The sequence below is a fragment of the Clostridium zhoujianii genome (assembly GCF_051590805.1).
Lineage (GTDB): Bacteria > Bacillota > Clostridia > Clostridiales > Clostridiaceae > Clostridium.
The window spans coordinates 388,199-405,727 of sequence record NZ_JBPUTF010000001.1; the positions used below are offsets into that span (position 1 = coordinate 388,199).

At 30.4% G+C, this 17,529-nt stretch carries 14 protein-coding genes; 11 read left to right on the forward strand and 3 right to left on the reverse strand.

The window, feature by feature from the left end:
* Nucleotides 1-3 precede the first annotated feature (3 nt).
* Nucleotides 4-639 carry an ABC transporter ATP-binding protein gene (locus ACSYT2_RS01930; protein ID WP_438383049.1) on the forward strand — a complete coding sequence of 212 codons (636 nt, stop codon included), beginning with the start codon at nucleotides 4-6 and terminating at the stop codon, nucleotides 637-639.
* A gap of 93 nt (nucleotides 640-732) precedes the next feature.
* On the opposite strand, the gene ACSYT2_RS01935 is transcribed toward ACSYT2_RS01930, so the two are convergent.
* Nucleotides 733-951 (reverse strand): DUF2922 domain-containing protein, encoded by a 219-nt coding sequence (locus ACSYT2_RS01935; RefSeq protein ID WP_438383051.1) that lies wholly within the window; start codon nucleotides 949-951, stop codon nucleotides 733-735.
* Nucleotides 952-993: 42 nt separating this feature from the next.
* Nucleotides 994-1,215: a DUF1659 domain-containing protein gene (locus tag ACSYT2_RS01940; protein ID WP_438383052.1), complete on the reverse strand. Its 222-nt coding sequence runs from the start codon at nucleotides 1,213-1,215 to the stop codon at nucleotides 994-996.
* A gap of 288 nt (nucleotides 1,216-1,503) precedes the next feature.
* On the opposite strand from ACSYT2_RS01940, the gene ACSYT2_RS01945 reads away from it, so the two are divergent.
* Together ACSYT2_RS01945 and ACSYT2_RS01950 are read left to right on the forward strand one after the other, a co-directional pair.
* Nucleotides 1,504-2,241 (forward strand): hypothetical protein, encoded by a 738-nt coding sequence (locus tag ACSYT2_RS01945; RefSeq protein ID WP_438383053.1) that lies wholly within the window; start codon nucleotides 1,504-1,506, stop codon nucleotides 2,239-2,241.
* 208 nt (nucleotides 2,242-2,449) lie between these two features.
* Entirely contained in the window at nucleotides 2,450-4,918 is a 2,469-nt protein-coding gene (locus tag ACSYT2_RS01950) for a CoA-disulfide reductase (RefSeq protein ID WP_438383055.1), read from the forward strand.
* Nucleotides 4,919-5,017: 99 nt separating this feature from the next.
* Here ACSYT2_RS01950 and ACSYT2_RS01955 read toward each other — a convergent pair whose 3' ends face one another.
* The gene (locus ACSYT2_RS01955; RefSeq protein WP_438383057.1) at nucleotides 5,018-6,109 is read right to left on the reverse strand and encodes a PQQ-dependent sugar dehydrogenase; all 1,092 of its coding nucleotides are present in this window, start codon (nucleotides 6,107-6,109) and stop codon (nucleotides 5,018-5,020) included.
* Nucleotides 6,110-6,324: 215 nt separating this feature from the next.
* On the opposite strand from ACSYT2_RS01955, the gene ACSYT2_RS01960 reads away from it, so the two are divergent.
* The 8 genes from ACSYT2_RS01960 to ACSYT2_RS01995 all read left to right on the forward strand — a co-directional run bounded on the left by ACSYT2_RS01960 (nucleotide 6,325) and on the right by ACSYT2_RS01995 (nucleotide 17,524).
* On the forward strand, nucleotides 6,325-6,636 hold the full coding sequence (locus ACSYT2_RS01960) for a PTS sugar transporter subunit IIB (RefSeq protein ID WP_438383059.1): 312 nt from the start codon (nucleotides 6,325-6,327) through the stop codon (nucleotides 6,634-6,636).
* A 1-nt stretch (nucleotide 6,637) separates the two neighbouring features.
* A complete protein-coding gene (locus ACSYT2_RS01965) occupies nucleotides 6,638-9,379 on the forward strand; it encodes a sigma-54-dependent transcriptional regulator (RefSeq protein ID WP_438383061.1) in 2,742 nt (913 codons plus the stop codon).
* Between the two features lie 169 nt (nucleotides 9,380-9,548).
* Nucleotides 9,549-9,863, forward strand: a complete 315-nt coding sequence (locus tag ACSYT2_RS01970) for a PTS sugar transporter subunit IIB (RefSeq protein WP_438383063.1) — start codon at nucleotides 9,549-9,551, stop codon at nucleotides 9,861-9,863.
* A gap of 6 nt (nucleotides 9,864-9,869) precedes the next feature.
* Nucleotides 9,870-11,189, forward strand: a complete 1,320-nt coding sequence (locus ACSYT2_RS01975) for a PTS sugar transporter subunit IIC (protein ID WP_438383064.1) — start codon at nucleotides 9,870-9,872, stop codon at nucleotides 11,187-11,189.
* Between the two features lie 25 nt (nucleotides 11,190-11,214).
* Entirely contained in the window at nucleotides 11,215-12,303 is a 1,089-nt protein-coding gene (locus tag ACSYT2_RS01980; RefSeq protein ID WP_438383065.1) for a DUF871 domain-containing protein, read from the forward strand.
* Nucleotide 12,304: 1 nt separating this feature from the next.
* Entirely contained in the window at nucleotides 12,305-12,613 is a 309-nt protein-coding gene (locus ACSYT2_RS01985) for a PTS sugar transporter subunit IIA (RefSeq protein WP_438383067.1), read from the forward strand.
* Between the two features lie 4 nt (nucleotides 12,614-12,617).
* Complete coding sequence (locus tag ACSYT2_RS01990) at nucleotides 12,618-14,021, forward strand: glycoside hydrolase family 1 protein (protein WP_438383069.1); 1,404 nt, start codon at nucleotides 12,618-12,620, stop codon at nucleotides 14,019-14,021.
* Nucleotides 14,022-14,311: 290 nt separating this feature from the next.
* Nucleotides 14,312-17,524 carry a tetratricopeptide repeat protein gene (locus ACSYT2_RS01995; RefSeq protein ID WP_438383071.1) on the forward strand — a complete coding sequence of 1,071 codons (3,213 nt, stop codon included), beginning with the start codon at nucleotides 14,312-14,314 and terminating at the stop codon, nucleotides 17,522-17,524.
* Nucleotides 17,525-17,529: the final 5 nt, after the last annotated feature.

The following is a 17,529-nucleotide window of genomic DNA, read 5'->3' on the forward strand; positions in this document are numbered from 1 at the left end:
TATATGGAAATGATAAAATTAGAAAATATTAACAAGAGTTATGGAGATAATAAAATATTAACAAACTTTTCTTTATCTATTAATGATGGTGAATTTGTGGCAATAACAGGTGAAAGCGGAAAAGGAAAATCTACAATACTTAATATACTTGGACTATTAGAGGATATAAACAGCGGTAAGTTAGTAATAGACGGTATGGAAAATATAAAAGCCAATAGCAGTAAAGCAAATAAAGTGATAAGAGAAAAAATAAGTTATCTTTTTCAAAATTTTGCTTTAGTTGATGAGGAAACTGTAAAGTACAATCTAAATTTAGCACTTAAATATGTTAAGATATCTAAAAAGGAAAAGGTTGATAGGATTAAGAGTGCCTTAAAATCAGTAGGTTTATGTGGATATGAGGAGAGAAAGATTTATGAATTGAGTGGGGGAGAACAACAAAGGGTAGCCATTGCAAGAGCAATTCTAAAACCTAGTAAAATAGTATTAGCAGATGAACCTACAGGATCTTTAGACCAATCTAATGTAAGGTTAATATTAGAGCTGTTAAAAGAATTAAATAAAGGTGGTAAAACTATTATAATAGTTACTCATGACAAAGATGTATCAAATGCTTGTGACCGAATAATTACTTTATAATAGATAAATTATGTTCCTAATAGATAAAATTTTAGATGTTAAATAAAAAAAGAAGCTTATCCATATAATTTGGATAAGCTTCCTTTTTAATTACTACTTAACTTCAAGGTTAGTAGTTTGTCTTTGAGTGATATTAGCAGAAAACTTTTCAATGAAAGAACCATTCTTTGTGATGAATATGTTCTTTTCAATTATTGTATCCATAAGAGATCTTACTTCAACATTAGATAAAGTTGAAGTAACACCATCAACAGAGATAGTAGATTTATCCCCTGAAGCACAGAGAAAAGTCATTGTTAAAATATATTCCATTAGGTAATCCTCCTTTCTTTAGACTTTAGCTAAGACTCAGTCTTAAGCTTGGATCTTAGAGCTTTCATTTAAGAAGAAGTCTCTAGTGTCATTTGCTAATACTTTAGTTATTGCATCAGCAACAGCATAGACATCTTCTATTGCAGCATTAGTCTTAACACCGCTAAATGTTTTCTTCTTGTAAGTTGCATTACCATCCTTGTCTTGACCTGATTCTATCTCCATTACTAGAGAAGATGAGCTTACAATTTTGTTAACAGCCATATGTGTTTACCTCCTTTTTCAGTTTTCATAGAGGATATATGCTTCTGGGGGAAGGATTGCAGAAATTTAGAAAAATAATTTCGTGGTGAATAGGTAATAGGAATTTATATAGGCACTAAGAGATATTGATAGCTGGAGAGAATTATATGTTATAATTTAACTAAAGATATAAAATAAGGATTATGGGGGTTATAATTGAAAGAGTCAATTACAGAAGAGTTAATGATACGTAGATTTTCATAAAATGAGGGTGAAGATTTAAATGTGAATTCATCTATTGGAGGTAATATGAAATTAGATCATTTTGTTGTAAATGTTGATGAAAAATATCAAAAAGATAAAGGTATTATAGATTATATTAGAAATGCCAAACTTCCTTATGAGCCGAAATGGGGAAAAGGAACAAAGGGCTTTAAAGTATCAAATTTATGGATAGGTAATGAATATTTTGAAATGGTACGTATCATAAAGGAAAATGGTGGAGGCTGGATAAGAGAATGGACAAAGAAGTACAATGAAGGCCATAGGGGAATGATTTGCTTAATGTTAGATGTGGAAGATATAGATGCTATTTATAAATTACTAACAGAAAAAAATATACCAATAAGTAAGCCAGAATGGTTAGAGTTCAAGTGGTTCTTCAATTTATTCACTAGAAGAATGCCCTGGAGAAATTCTTATATTCCATTTTTTGAAGGTGCTCCATTCCAAATTGGATTCCAAGAAATGAAGGATGAAAAATCAAGGGATTTTATGAAGCAATATATGGTTCCAAATTCAAGAGATAACGGAATTGATGGAATTAATAAAATAATTATAAAAGGAAGGTTCAATAAAGCAGATTTCGATATGATTTTATCAGTATTTGAGAATCAAGGATTTGTAAAAGCAGGGGCTATAGAAGTTGAATTATCTTCATCTCAATTTATAGAATTTGTGGAAGATCAGTCATACAAAATAGAGATTTACACAAATTCAACTACAGGACAATCTATTGAAATTGAGAATATGAAACTTCATTGCTAATTCTAGATAAAAAATTAAAAATGAGAAGCTATTGCACAATTATTATTTGTAATAGCTTCTCTTTTTATATCAAAAAATATTTAATTTAAATCACTATTTAACATAGTTCTGTGACTAAGTCACTGAAAAAATTTTCAAAATAGAGTATTATAACAATGTTAAAATCTTAACATTTAAAGAAATAAGTGATTTAAAAGGAGATTTATATATGAAGAAAAAAGTATTAATAGTTGGGGGAGTAGCTGGCGGAGCTTCAACAGCAGCTAGACTTAGAAGACTTGATGAAGAGGCAGAAATAATTCTATTTGAAAAGGGTGAGTACATATCCTTTGCAAATTGTGGACTACCTTATTATATTGGTGAAGTAATTACAGAAAGAGATGCATTGCTTGTTCAAACAGTTGAGGGTATGAGCAAAAAGTTTAATTTAGATATTAGAAATTTAAGTGAAGTTATTGGAATAAATAAAGAAGAGAAAAAAGTTACAGTAAAAAATCATAAAAGTGGTGAAGTTTATGAAGAAAGCTATGATACCTTAGTACTTTCTCCAGGAGCTAATCCAATAAAACCACCTATATCAGGAATAGATAGTTGCAATAATTTATTTACACTAAGAAATATTCCAGATACTGATAGAATAAAGGGATTTGTAGATAACAATAAGCCTAAAAATGCAGTTGTTATTGGTGGAGGATTTATAGGTCTTGAAATGGCAGAAAATCTTCATGAAAGAGGAATTAATGTTACCTTAGTTGAGGCAAGTGACCAAGTTATGGCACCTTTAGATATTGAAATGGTAAGTATGATTCATAGTCATTTAATTGAGAAGAATGTAAATCTAATTTTAAATGACGGAGTTAAGGAATTTAAGAATGATGGAAGAAAAGTTCTTTTAAGTAGTGGTAGAGAAATTGATGCTGATATGATAATTTTATCAATAGGTGTTAGACCAGAAACCACTATAGCAAGAGAAGCTAATTTAAAGCTAAATGAAAGAGGAGCTATTGTTGTTGATAAATATATGTTAACTTCAGATTCTAACATTTATGCCTTAGGTGACGCTGTTGAAATTATGGATTTTGTAAATAAAAAGCCAACTATGATTCCACTTGCTTGGCCAGCTAATAGACAAGGTAGATTAGTAGCAGATAATATTGCAGGTAAGAAGACTTCATATAAAGGAACTTTAGGTTCATCTGTAGCTAAGGTATTTGATTATACAGTTGCATCAACAGGGAATAATGAAAAGACATTAAAAAGATTAGGTCTTGAATATAAGGCAATTCACATACATCCATCTTCACATGCAGGATATTATCCAGGAGCATTTCCAATAGGATATAAAATGTTATTTAATCCTACAACAGGTGATATTTATGGAGCTCAAGGTGTTGGAATGGATGGAGTTGAAAAAAGAATCGATATGATAGCTACAGCTATTAAAGCCGGATTAAAGGTTTATGATTTACAAGATGTAGAGCCATGCTATGCACCACCATATAATTCAGCAAAGGATCCAGTTAATATGCTTGGATATTATGCTTCAAATATTATGGAGGGCTTAGTTAACACAATTCAATGGTATGAGGTTGATAATATAAACTTAGATGATTCTATTATCTTAGATGTAAGAGAAGAAATGGAGTTAATGACAGGTAAGCTTGAAAATTCAATTAATATTCCCCTTGGAGAATTAAGAAATAGATTAGGTGAATTACCAAAGAATAAAAAAATATATGTAACTTGCCAAGTAGGATTAAGAGGGTACTTAGCTTGTAGAATGTTAAGTCAGCATGGATATGATTGCTATGATATTGATGGTGGAGTTAAAACTTATTTATCAGTAAAAAGATCAGAAGAATCAATAAAGAATATTATTCATAAGGAAGTAAAGGAGGAAGTTGCAACAATGGCTTTAGAAGAGAATTTAGATACTACAGAAATAAATGCAAAGGTTACAGTAAATGCCTGTGGATTACAATGTCCAGGGCCAATCAAAAGAGTATTTGATGAAACAAACAAGATGGAAGAAGGGGAAATCTTAAAAGTAATAGCTAGTGATCCAGGATTTAAGAAGGATATTAGTTCATGGTGCGATAAGACAGGTAATGCTTTAATAAAAACAGAAACAGATGATAAAAAGAATTTTGTAGCCTATATTAAAAAAGGTACTGCAGAAATGAAGGAACTATCCTGTTCAATATCAAAGGATGGAGCAACTCTTGTAGTATTTAGTGGGGATTTAGATAAGGCAATAGCCTCATTTATAATAGCAACAGGTGCTGCATCAATGGGTAAAAAGGTAACTATGTTCTTTACTTTCTGGGGACTTAATATATTAAAGAGAGCAGACAAGCCAACTGTTGAAAAGAAACCAATGGAAAAGATGTTTGATGTAATGCTTCCAGCACATCCAGGAAAATTACCATTATCACAAATGAATATGATGGGTATGGGATCTGCAATGATTAAAAAGATTATGAAGGACAATAACGTGGATTCATTGGAAGTATTAATTGCAAATGCAATAGAAATGGGTGTAAATGTAGTTGCTTGTTCAATGAGTATGGATTTAATGGGAATCAAAAAGGAAGAGTTTATAGATGGAGTAGAGATTGGTGGAGTTGCATCATATCTTGGAGCAACAGAGGATTCTAATTTAAATTTATTTATATAGGATAGGGAAAGAGAGAAAATTTAAAAGTTATATAATATAACTTAAAAATGAAGGTGGTTACTAGATATCACCTTCATTTTTTTATAGAATTATTTACATTTATTTTAGGACAAGACGAATTATTCTATCATCAGATATAGAGGGATTTCCTCGACCATCCCTATTACTGGTTGTGATATAAATAGAACCATCTTTTCCTTGAACTACCTCACGTAAGCGTCCATACTCACCTTTTAATAATGCCTCTATATTTTGTATTGCTGTACCTTCATTATTTAGGGATATTAAAAGGAGTTGCTGCCCTCGAAGTGTAGCAACAAGCAAGTTATCTTTCCATGGGCCTACATTTATAAAAGCTATACCAGATGGAGCCCATGTGATTTCCTTGCTGTGAACTAAATGTTTTTGAATTGTTATTTCTGTAGAAGTTTCATCACCTTGAACAAGAGGCCATCCATAGTTTCCTCCTGGAATTATTATATTTATTTCATCATGAGCTGATTGACCATGCTCTGATGAGTACAGTATATTTCTAGGATTCCAGGCTAGACCTTGTGGATTCCTATGACCTAAACTATAAACAGGAGAATTAGTAAATGGATTATCCATAGGAATATCTCCATTAAGTTCTATTCTAAGTATTTTTCCGGCCAAGGTTGATATGTCTTGTGATAATGAGGGATTTTCTGCATCACCTGTTGTTATATATAATTTTTTATCCGGTCCTATCTTTATTCTTCCACCGTTATGAAATTGACTACCAGGAATCTTGTCTAAAAGAATTTTATCAATAGTTGCCATGTTGTTCTTTTCAATTAATCTTACTACTTTATTGTATAGAATATTATTTTCTCTAAATGAATGCATAAGGTATATATAATGAGTTTGTGAGAATTTTGGATCTAATGCAAGCCCCATCAAGCCTCCTTCATTTTCACTTACAAAGGGAAACTTAAATGTAATAAGTGGTTTTGGATTAAGTAACCCATTTTCAATAACTCTAATTGAGCCAGATCTTTCAGTAAAATATATTTTTCCTTCATCGCTTATATCTAGAGCCCAAGGAACAGTTAAATTTTCAGATATAATCTCTATGTTGTAAGGGAACTGTCTTGATTTTGTTTTAATAATTTTTATTTTTTTACTCGGTGATATTATTTTATTAAGAAAATTAAAGATAGTTTTTCTCATAGTTTATATCCTCCCAATTATATATATTTATAATATTATTCATTTGAAGTTATGTGTATCATCAAATATACCAGTATCAGAGGAGGAGATACTGAATTTTCCTAAAAATTGATATATATCGAGTAATCTGGTATATTGAAATAGAAATATGAGGCAAATTTTTCAAAAATATTTAATCGTATACATATTAAGAATTATTATAGATAGGAGAGATCATGAAAATATTAATTTTATGTGCAACAGGAGCATCAAGTAACATAGTTGTAGAGTCGGTAAAAATGGCAGTAGGTAATAGAGATATTAAGATATCGGCAGAGGGAATAGAAGAATTTCTGGAGAGTAGTAGAGATTGTGACTTAATATTACTAGGACCTCAGATAAGATATAAATTAGAAAATGTTAAAAAGGTATTAAAGGATAAGAATATACCCGTTGGGATAATAGATAGTATGGACTATGGGTTATGTAGGGGGGAGGAAATTCTTAATAAAGCCATAGAGATTATAAGCTTATTCAAAGGAGAATAACATGACTAAGGATAATAGGTATGAAGAAATATATAACTTTATATTAAACAGAACTAGAAGTCAAAAAAAGAATAATCAAAGAGTAGGTGTAACAACAAAGGATGTAGCAGAGGAGATAGGAATAAAAAGAACAAATGCAAGTAGTGAGCTAAATAGGCTTGTAAGGGATGGGTTAATAAGAAAAGATGAGGGAAGACCTGTTGTTTATAAATGTATTGAAGAAGATCAAGATATAATTAATGAAGAAAAAGTAGATGCATTCAATAAGTTTATTGGAGTTGAGGGAAGTTTAAAGAAATCAATAAAGCAAGCAAAGGCAGCTATTAGTTATCCACCAAGAGGGCTTCATACTCTATTACTTGGACCAACAGGAGTTGGAAAGACCATGTTTGCAGAGAAAATGTATGAATATGCAATAGAGAAAGGGTTGTTAAGTGAAGATGCTCCATTTGTTACTTTAAATTGTGCTGATTATAGTAATAATCCTCAGCTTCTACTATCCCAACTTTTCGGATATGTTAAGGGGGCCTTTACTGGAGCTAATAAGGATCATCCAGGTCTTGTAGAATCAGCAGATAAGGGAATATTATTTTTAGATGAGGTACATAGGTTACCTCCAGAGGGACAAGAAACCTTGTTTTATTTAATGGATAAAGGTATTTTTTCTCCTATTGGCTCAACTGAAAGAAAGCATGTAGATCTGCTTATTATCTGTGCTACTACAGCAAGAAAAGAGGATTCCTTATTAGACACATTTACAAGAAGAATTCCTATGTCTATAAAGATACCTTCTTTAAAAGAGAGAAGTAAGAAGGAGAGATTTAAAATAGGACAAGCTTTTATTGAGGAAGAGGCAAGCAGAATAAAAAAAGAAATTGTAGTAAATATAAGTGTTATAAAAAATCTTTTAAATTATGAGTGTTTAGGTAATATAGGTCAACTTAAAAGTGATATTAAGCTAATATGTGCTAATGCATTTTTAGATACTATTCATTTAAATAGAGATAAGGTTGAGATTGAGGTAATACATCTTCCAGATCATATAAGAAAGTATGGAATCTATGAAAAGGATTTCGATAGTGATATAGAAGCTATACTTGGAAAAAGTAATTTTTTAATTTTCACTGGTGATGGGGAAGGACGGATAAGTCCATCTAAAAATAAGGTTAAGTATGAGTCTTTTTATGACAGGATAGAAAAGAGATTAAAGGACTTAAGTAGTAGGTATGATAATCAGGATGATATTGATACAATAATTAGATTTGAGATTAATGGACAATTTAAAAATTATATAGAAGAGGTAAATAATAATATTGAACTTGAAAAAGTAGTTAGTAAAAAGAGTATTAGGTATATGGAGACATTATTAGCCTTAGCAGAAAAAGAACTATGTAAAAAGTTTTCTAAAAAAGTTTTTTATGGGCTTTGCATACACTTTGATTCAAGTTTAAAAAGGCTAAGTGAAAATAAAACTATAGTAAATAATAACATTCTTAATGTAATAGAAAATCATCATAGGGAATTTGAACTAGTTAGGAATTTCATAAAAGGGATAGAAGGAGAATTAGATGTTAGAGTACCTCTTGATGAGGTAGCATTTATAGCAATGTTCTTATGTATAGATGCAATTGAAAGTAATCTTAAGAATCAGTTGCCTAATGTAATAATTAGTATGCATGGAAGAAGTACTGCATCATCTATGGCTGAGACAGTAAATTCCCTATTAGGAATAGATACTGTTAAAGCTTATGATATGGAGCTTAACAAGGATTCGAGAACTTGTTATGAAGAGCTAAAAGAATTAGTAAGAGAAAATAGTAATGAAGCTGGAGTTTTATTGTTAGTGGATATGGGTTCATTAATTATGTTTGGGGACTTAATTGCTGAAGAACTTTTAATTAAGATAAAAGTAATAGATTGTGTGACAACTATAACAGCTTTAGAGGTGGCAAGGCATGCAGAATTTGAAAGGGATATTGATGTTATTTACGACTCCATTTTAAATAATCAAAAAATGACATTAATGGGTAATAGATATAAAGATGTATCTAATACAAAAAAAGAAAATATAATCATTGCTGCTTGTACTACAGGTGAGGGAAGTGCTCAAAAAATTAAAAATTTAATAGAAGATAATATAAATCTTTCAGGAACAAATACAGAAATAGTTACGGCTGCAATTAGCAGTCATGAAAACATTAGTAATATTATAGGAAAGTTAAGTAAGGATAAAAATATAATAGCTGTTGTAGGAAGTATTGATCCAATGGTATACGGGGTACCTTTTATATCTATAGCTGATTTAATTATGTTAAATAAGTATAGTGATATTGAGAAGATGATAAAAAGATTTGTAGTAGAGAAAAAGGTTGAAGAGGATGAGGATTTAAATGATGTAAGTGAACAGGTATTTAATAAACTAAGGAATAAAGTTAAGGGATTAGATATAGAGGACTTTAAGAGAGATTTTCAAATATTTAAGAAATGGATAGAGAGTGAATTAAGCTATCAATTTGATAAGGATAGATTAATAGCCATAGTATTTCACTTATTGGCAACAGCAGAGAATTTAGTATTAAATAAAAAATGTAAGGAGCATAAAAATAAGGAATATTTATTGATTTACTATGCAAAGGAGATAAAACAAATTAAATATGCTCTTAAGAATATAGAAGATAATTTAAAGGTTGATTTTAAATTAGATGAGTTATGCTACATATTAACTATACTGTATAAGCTATAGTGAGAATTTTTTTATGGTGTATAAGTTTAATATTAGTGTATAACTTAAAAGATAAAATAGTGTATAAAAAAGGAGGGAAAACCCTCCTTTTTTGAAGTTTTTAAAGTTGGCACGGAAGTTGCTTTAGATAAAGATGAGAGAAAAAATATTTATGATAGGAGAGATATATATGACAAAAATTATCTTAGCATGTGCAGCAGGAATGTCAACATCATTGTTAGTAAATAAAATGAAGGAATCAGCAGAAATTAGAAATATTGAAGTATCAATAAAAGCTATTCCAGAGGCAGCAATATCTGAGCATTTAGATGAATGTGACGTGATATTACTTGGACCTCAAGTAAGGTTTATGATTGATGAAGTTAGAGCAATAGCTGCTCCTAAAAATATTCCAGTAGAAGTTGTTCCAATTCAATTATATGGAATGATGAATGGAAAGGCAGTTTTAGAATTAGCTTTAGATTTAAACTCAGTAGGGAGGTAACTAATAATGAAAAAAATTATGGACTATATGGAAAGAAAGATAATGCCAGTAGCAAATAAAATCGGTAATCAAGTACATATTAAAGCAATATCAGCTGGTATGGTGAGTTTAGTAGGAATTATTATACTTGCTTCAATGGCTACATTAGTTCAAAACTTACAATTGGAATCATATCAAAACTTTATCCAAAATACTGAATCAGGACAAGTTATTTGGAATATAACTCAAAATATTTGGTGGGGATGTCTTGCTATGTATGGACTATTTGTTTGTGCAACAGTTGGACAATCACTTTGGAAAAACTATGGTCACAGTGGACTTGATGGTTTATGTGTTGCATTAGCTTCATATTTTGTATTAATTCCATGGATGGCACAAGTTCCAAATGGACAAGAAGCACCAATTAAAGCTTTTGGATTTATAAAATACACAAACTTTAGTGCAGATTCACTATTTAGCTGTATGATAATAGCTCTTTTATCAGTAGAAATACTTCATAGGTTATCAAAAGTTAAAGCATTTAAGATAAAAATGCCAGATGTAGTACCAACAGCAGTTAGTGATTCATTCTCGAAATTAATACCAACAATGTTAACAATAATTATATTTGCAACAATATCTTATTTAATAATGAGATTTGCAGGTGGAAAATCATTTAATGAATTAATTACGATGGCTATAACAAAACCACTTCAAGGATTTAGTGATAATTTAATAACAGCAATACTTGCACCACTTGTTGTATCAATATTATGGTTCTTTGGAATACATGGTTCAAACATAATGGGGCCAATACTTGCAGCAGTTTTAGCACCGCTTGGAATGGCAAATATTGAAATGTATGCCCAGGGGATTACTGATTGGTCTCAATATAACGTATTAACATATCAATTCATATCTTCATTTGTTAATATGGGCGGAGGATCATGTACAATAGCTTTAATAGTAGCTATGTTTATTACTAATAGAAAGAGACATAAGGTATTATTATCACTTGCAGGTCCAACTGGAGTATTTAATATAAATGAACCAATAATATTTGGATTCCCAATAGTTTTAAATCCATACTTATTTATACCATTTGTTATAGGGCCATCAATAATTAGTGCAATTTCATTTTTAGCGATTAAGTTTCAATTTGTTCACCCAGTTGTAGCATCAGTTCCATGGACAACACCTCCAATATTAAATGGATTTTTAGCGACAGGTATGCACTGGACTGGAGCAGCATTATCAATAGTAAATATTGCAATAGTTGCATTACTATATATTCCATTTATTAAATTAATAGAAAGAAATGAAGAAAGAGAGTTATTAGGTAAATAACAATATATATGAGAAAGGAGTTCATATGGGAATAGGAATTAGTATATATCCATTAAATAGTAGTATTGAAGAAAATAGAGCTTATATAGAAAAAGCAGCTAAGTTAGGTTATAGTAGAATTTTTACTTCAATGCTTGAGTTAGATAGTGAAAAAGAAAAAGCATTAAATCAGGTTGAAAAGTATAGAGAATTATTAACCCTTTCAAGGGATTTAGGAATGAAGGTATTTATTGATATAAATCCTGAAGTTCTTAAAATAATTGATATAAATCCTATGGATCTAAAATTCTTTAAGGATTTAGGAGCAACTGGACTTAGATTAGATGGAATGTTTAATGGTTTTTATGAATCAATGATTACATTTAATAAATTTGATTTAGATATTGAAATAAATGGCTCCTTTGATAGTGGATATGTTAACAATATTTTAGATATAGGATGTAAGAAGGGGAAGCTTGTGACTTGTCATAACTTTTATCCTGAAAAAGATACAGGACTAGGATTAGAGTATTTTAAAGATTGTCATAGTAGGCATAAATCTTTAGGTTTACATACAGCAGCCTTTGTAAATGCAACTAATGGAGGGATTTTAGGGCCATGGTTAGCTAATGATGGCTTGTGTACCTTAGAAAAACATAGAGGAATTGATATTTCAGTACAAGCACAAGAATTATTTGCATTAGGGCTAGATGATGTGATAATAGGCAACGCTTTTGCAACAGATGAAGAGTTAGAGGTTCTTGCAAAGCTAGATGAAAATATAATATCACTAAAAGTCACATTAGAAGAAGTTACAGAGGTAGAAAAGTCAGTAATTAATAAGGTTCTTCAAAATAGGTGGGATCCTAGTGATTCAGCAATAAGACATACAATGGGAAGAAAAGAACTAAAGGATAAGGAAATAGAGTCAACGACTAAGGCAGAAAGAACTGTTCCAAAAGGAACTGTATTAATTAACAACAATAATTATTTTAATTATAAAGGGGAAGTACTTGTAGCCTGTACAGACATTGCATTAGATAATAGAAGAAATGTAATAGCTACTATATGCAGTTCTCACTTAGAATTACTAAAATACATTACACCAGGGAAAAGATTTAAGTTGGAGGAATAGTATGGACGAAAGAACTTTAAATAGTGCAATGAATATAATCATGTATGCTGGAGATGCTAGAAGTTCAATTATTACAGCATTGAAGGTAGCAAGAGAAGAAAGTAAGGAAAAGGGTTTAGAATTACTTAATGAGGCAAAGAAAAATTTACTTGAAGCTCATAGAATTCAAACTGAATTACTTCAAGGGGAGATGCAAGGGAACCCATGTGAGTTTAGTCTATTACTAGTGCATTCTCAAGATCATTTAATGAATGCAATGCTTGCAAAGGACCTAGCTGAACAAATTATATTAATGATAAAAGAGGAGTGATATTATGGCTTTAGGTTTTAAAGAAAACTTCTTATGGGGAGGCGCAATATCAGCTAACCAAGTTGAAGGAGCTTACCTAGAAGGTGGAAAAGGTTTATCTACAGCGGATGTACTTCCAAGAGGAATGATGAGTGCACCAGTTATACCACCAGAGGGGGATTACCCATCTCATACAGGAATTGATTTTTATCATAGATATAAAGAAGATATAAAGCTGTTTAAGGAATTAGGATTTAAATGTTTAAGACTATCTATAGCTTGGAGCAGAATATTTCCTAATGGAGATGAAGAAATTCCAAATGAAGAGGGGTTAGAGTTCTATGATAAGGTATTTGATGAATTAATAGAAAATGGAATAGAGCCAGTTGTGACCTTATCTCACTATGAAATGCCACTAGGTTTATCTAGTAATTATGGTGGTTTTACAAATAGAAAAGTTATATCCTTCTTTGAAAGGTATGCAAGAGCTGTCTTTGCAAGATATAAGGATAAGGTAAAGTATTGGATGACTTTTAATGAAATAAACAGTATTACAGTAATGAGATTTACTTGTGGTGGTATTATTCCTAAAGAAGGTGAAAATCCAAGACAATTAAGCTATGAAGCAGCACATAATCAGCTTGTTGCAAGTGCTTTAGCTGTTAAAGCTTGTCATGAAATTATAGAAGATGGAAAAATAGGCTGTATGATCAATTATGGTTGTGTATATCCTATGACTTGTAATCCACTTGATGCATTGGACGCTTTAGATAAGGATAGAAGAACTTTATTCTTTTCTGATGTTCAAGTTAGAGGAAAGTATCCAGGGTATCAAAAGAGATTCTTTAGAGAAAACAATATTTCAATAAACATATCCGAAGAAGATGAGAAGATACTAAAAGAAAATACTGTAGATTTTGTTGGAATGAGCTACTATATGAGTAGGGTAGCAAGTACTGATGCTGAAAAACTTGAAAAAGCAGAGGGTAATATATTTAAAATGGTTAAGAACCCTTATCTTAAAGCTTCAGAATGGGGATGGCAAATTGACCCAGAAGGATTAAGATATTCCTTAAATACATTATATGATAGATATGAAGTTCCTATATTTATTGTTGAAAATGGCCTTGGAGCAGTAGATGTTCTTGAGGAAGATGGATCAATAAAGGATGATTATAGAATTGATTATTTAAGAGAACATATAAATGCTATGAAAGAGGCTGTAAATGATGGTGTTGATCTTATAGGTTATACAGCATGGGGGCCAATTGACTTAGTAAGTGCATCTACAGGAGAAATGAAAAAACGTTATGGATTTATCTATGTAGATAAAGATGATAATGGAAATGGAACCTTAGAGAGAAGAAAAAAGAAGAGTTTTAATTGGTATAAAGAAGTCATTAAAAGCAATGGCGAAATACTAGAATAGAGAGAATAAGTGAAAGAACTATGTACTTAGGAATTAGTGCATAGCTCTTTTCATTATTTTCTATAAAAGAATTGAAAAGAAACCTATTATACAATTGTTGCAATAATAAGCATTGTTTGTACAGAAATTCATTTGTTTAGGATATTTAGAAATAAAAAATAATATAACAGAAGCAGGTAGTGATTAAGCATTACCTGTTTTTTTTATCTATGGCAAAAATCTAATAGTAAAAATAAGTAAAAAATGTTATAAGATGATATAATATAGATATAAAATTTATGGAGGTCACAATGAATAGATGGTATGTTTTGGGTATTGAAGAAACAAAGGATAAAGAGGCAATTAAAGAAGCATATTATGAAAAATTAAATACAGTTCATCCTGAAGAGGATCCAGAAGGTTTTAAGGAACTTAGGGAAGCCTATGAAGAACTGATAAAAGCCTGTGACGAAGAGGAAGAAGCAGAAGATAATTCTGAAGTTGGAATTTGGATGAAAGATGTAAAAAGAATTTATAATAATTTTTCATTAAGACTTGATGAAGACCTTTGGAAAGAATTATTTGAAGAGGATGTATGCTACTGTATTGATACAAAAAATGAAGCATTAACAGAGTTATTAACTTTTCTTATGGACAAGTATTATTTAACTCATAATGTTTGGATTTTAATAAATGGTATCTTTGATATTAAAGAAAGAAAAAAAGAGCTATCAGGAAGTTTTCCATCAGATTTTATTGATTTTGTAATTAGTAAAATAGATTATGATGAAATTTTAAATTACAACTTATTTAAAATAGAGGATGGTAAGGATTATGATAGGTCTATTTATTTATTCAATAAAGTGAGAAGGCAAATTTTTAGTGGAGAAACAGAAAACATAGATGAAGAATTAAAGGAACTTAAAGCTTTAAATATTGAACATCCCTATTTCTCAGCTCTTGAAGGAAGAGTTCTTCTTTGTCATAGAGAAACAGAGAAAGCTAAATTACTAATTGCAGGGATACTTAAGGATTATCCAAAGGAGCTTGAAGTACTTTCAGTTATGGCAGAGGTCTATTGGATTGAAGAAAACTATGAAGAAGCTTTAAAGTATTATGAAAAGGAGCTTGAAATTGATCCGAATCATTTTAATGCTTTATCAGGTAAAGGGGATTGCTTAAAGGAGCTTAAAAGCCTTGAAGAAGCTAAGGGGATTTATATAAAGCTTATAGAAAGAGATTCTTATGATGATTATATAAGAGGAAAGATATATGAAACAAATGAGCTTTTAGTTAATTACTATGAAGAAAAGCTTGAAGAAAATTGTAATGATGATGATATTAAATTTAAATTAGCCTGGACTCTATGTGAACATGGTGATGCTGATAAAGGACTAAAAGTATTAGAAAAAATTGAAGTTCAGGAAGAAAATAAAAATTATCAACAGTATTTAGATTTAAGTGGTAGGTTAAATTATGTAACTGGGAATTATGAGAAGTCTTATGGTGATTATGACAAATGGGAAGGGGTTGTAACGGAAAAAGGCGATGACTTACTTTCTTATATATATTCTCAAAAAGCAAGAGCCTTAAGTAAATTAGAAAAATTTAATGAGGCGCTAAATTATTATGAAAAAACAATTCACCTTGTGGGAGAAAGTACTATTTATTTAAATTCAATGGCTGAAATACAATATAATCTTAAGAAATATAATGAAAGTATAAGCCTTAGTGAAAGAAGCTTAGAAATTAATGATTATCAAACAGAGGGGTATATAAATAGGGCAAAGGCGTACATGAAAATTAGGTTTGACAGAGAAGCCCTAGATGATACTTATAAGGCACTATCTGTTTATCCTTATATTATTGAGCCATATATAATGCAATTAGAGTTATACATTAAATATGAGGATTACGACTCAGCTTTTGACGTAATTAAAAAGGTAGAGAGTATAGGATTTAATGATGATAGGATTTCTATATATAAAATAAAAGCTTTAATTGGTGCAAATAAATATGATGAAGCTAAATTGAATTGTATGAATGAATTAGAAAGAGCAAGTAAGGGTGAAATTTTAGATAAAGAAATAATTGCTGAGATAAATTATCAGATGGCTATTGCTTATAGTGATACTGGGGACTACCTTAATGGGATAAATTATATTGAAGAGGCTATAAAGTTTAATGATGAGATATATGATTATTTCTATTTTAAAGCATATGTATATCAAAATATGAATGAGTTTAATAAGGCTTTGAAGATATATGATGACATGGCTTTAATAGATGAGGATTCAATATATTCTTTAAGGTGTAAGGGGAAATTACTAACAAAATTAAAGAAATATGATGAGGCTATTGAAACTTTCCAAGAGATAAAAAGAATTGATCCTCAAAGTGATTTTGCTAATGGTTCTATTTATGGAATCTATAGGGAACAAGATAATATTACCCAAGGACTTAAATATTTAGATATGCAGCTTGAGGTAGCACCTAGTTCTTATTACTACATTGAAAAGGGAATTATACTTGCAGATAAGGATGACTTTGAAGAAGCAAAATTAAGTTATGAGAAGGCATTAGAGATTGAACCAGATAATAAGTATGCTTTAAATAATATTGCAGTATTATATCAGAACAGACATGAGTATGAAGAAGCAATTAGGTATTATGAACAAGCTATTGATTATGATTCAGAAAATGAATTTAGCGATTGTGTTGAAAATATTGTTAGATGCTATGAAAGATTAGATAATAGGGAGAGAGCAGTAGAAGTTATTGAGAAAAATCTTAAGGATTATAATGAAGCTAGTCTATATTCTAGCCTTGGAAAACTATTTTATAAAGAAAAGAGATATGAAGAAGCTATAAGGACCTATAATAAAATAATTTATTCAGAAGATTTTATTATAAATGATGAAGAGAAAGCAAATCACCTTGTAGAGATGGGCGAATGCTTTGAGCTACTTGATATGTATGAGAAATCTATTGAGGCATATTCTAAAGCTATTAAATTCCATGAAAGCCATAAGTCTGCATATGAAAGATTAGCTGATGTATATGCTTACCTTGGAGATTCAAAAAAGGCTATTTTCTATATGGAAAAACAAATTAAGGTATCGCCTGAGGATACTACATGCTTAATGAAGATGGGGGAGATATTAAAACTTCTTGGTAAGTCATGGAGAGCTAAGAAGTATTTTAGAAGAGCTTTAGATGTATATAAAAAGTCTGGAGAAGATGATGCATGTACAAATAATTATATTGGTCGTTGTTTATGTGGTTTAGGTAATGTTGATAATGGAAATAAGTATTTAAATAGGGCTATAACTTTAGGTAAGGATTGTGAGGATTGCCCTCATGAAGAGTGTTTTGAAGCCTATTGGACATTGGGAAATAATTTGGTGTTAGAAGGTGACTACATAGAAGCACTAAAGACCTTTGAATCCGCAAATACCTTTAAGGGTGAAGAGGATATAGATGTAGTGAGAGCCATTAGAATGCTAAAGAAAAAGATGAAATAAAACTA

Excerpts from the sequence above, each read along its gene's own strand:
- ACSYT2_RS01930 (WP_438383049.1), top strand. The coding sequence starts at position 4 with ATGGAAATGATAAAATTAGAAAATATTAACAAGAGTTATGGAGATAAT.
- ACSYT2_RS01935 (WP_438383051.1), bottom strand. The coding sequence starts at position 951 with ATGGAATATATTTTAACAATGACTTTTCTCTGTGCTTCAGGGGATAAA.
- ACSYT2_RS01940 (WP_438383052.1), bottom strand. The coding sequence starts at position 1,215 with ATGGCTGTTAACAAAATTGTAAGCTCATCTTCTCTAGTAATGGAGATA.
- ACSYT2_RS01945 (WP_438383053.1), top strand. The coding sequence starts at position 1,504 with ATGAAATTAGATCATTTTGTTGTAAATGTTGATGAAAAATATCAAAAA.
- ACSYT2_RS01950 (WP_438383055.1), top strand. The coding sequence starts at position 2,450 with ATGAAGAAAAAAGTATTAATAGTTGGGGGAGTAGCTGGCGGAGCTTCA.
- ACSYT2_RS01955 (WP_438383057.1), bottom strand. The coding sequence starts at position 6,109 with ATGAGAAAAACTATCTTTAATTTTCTTAATAAAATAATATCACCGAGT.
- ACSYT2_RS01960 (WP_438383059.1), top strand. The coding sequence starts at position 6,325 with ATGAAAATATTAATTTTATGTGCAACAGGAGCATCAAGTAACATAGTT.
- ACSYT2_RS01965 (WP_438383061.1), top strand. The coding sequence starts at position 6,638 with ATGACTAAGGATAATAGGTATGAAGAAATATATAACTTTATATTAAAC.
- ACSYT2_RS01970 (WP_438383063.1), top strand. The coding sequence starts at position 9,549 with ATGACAAAAATTATCTTAGCATGTGCAGCAGGAATGTCAACATCATTG.
- ACSYT2_RS01975 (WP_438383064.1), top strand. The coding sequence starts at position 9,870 with ATGAAAAAAATTATGGACTATATGGAAAGAAAGATAATGCCAGTAGCA.
- ACSYT2_RS01980 (WP_438383065.1), top strand. The coding sequence starts at position 11,215 with ATGGGAATAGGAATTAGTATATATCCATTAAATAGTAGTATTGAAGAA.
- ACSYT2_RS01985 (WP_438383067.1), top strand. The coding sequence starts at position 12,305 with ATGGACGAAAGAACTTTAAATAGTGCAATGAATATAATCATGTATGCT.
- ACSYT2_RS01990 (WP_438383069.1), top strand. The coding sequence starts at position 12,618 with ATGGCTTTAGGTTTTAAAGAAAACTTCTTATGGGGAGGCGCAATATCA.
- ACSYT2_RS01995 (WP_438383071.1), top strand. The coding sequence starts at position 14,312 with ATGAATAGATGGTATGTTTTGGGTATTGAAGAAACAAAGGATAAAGAG.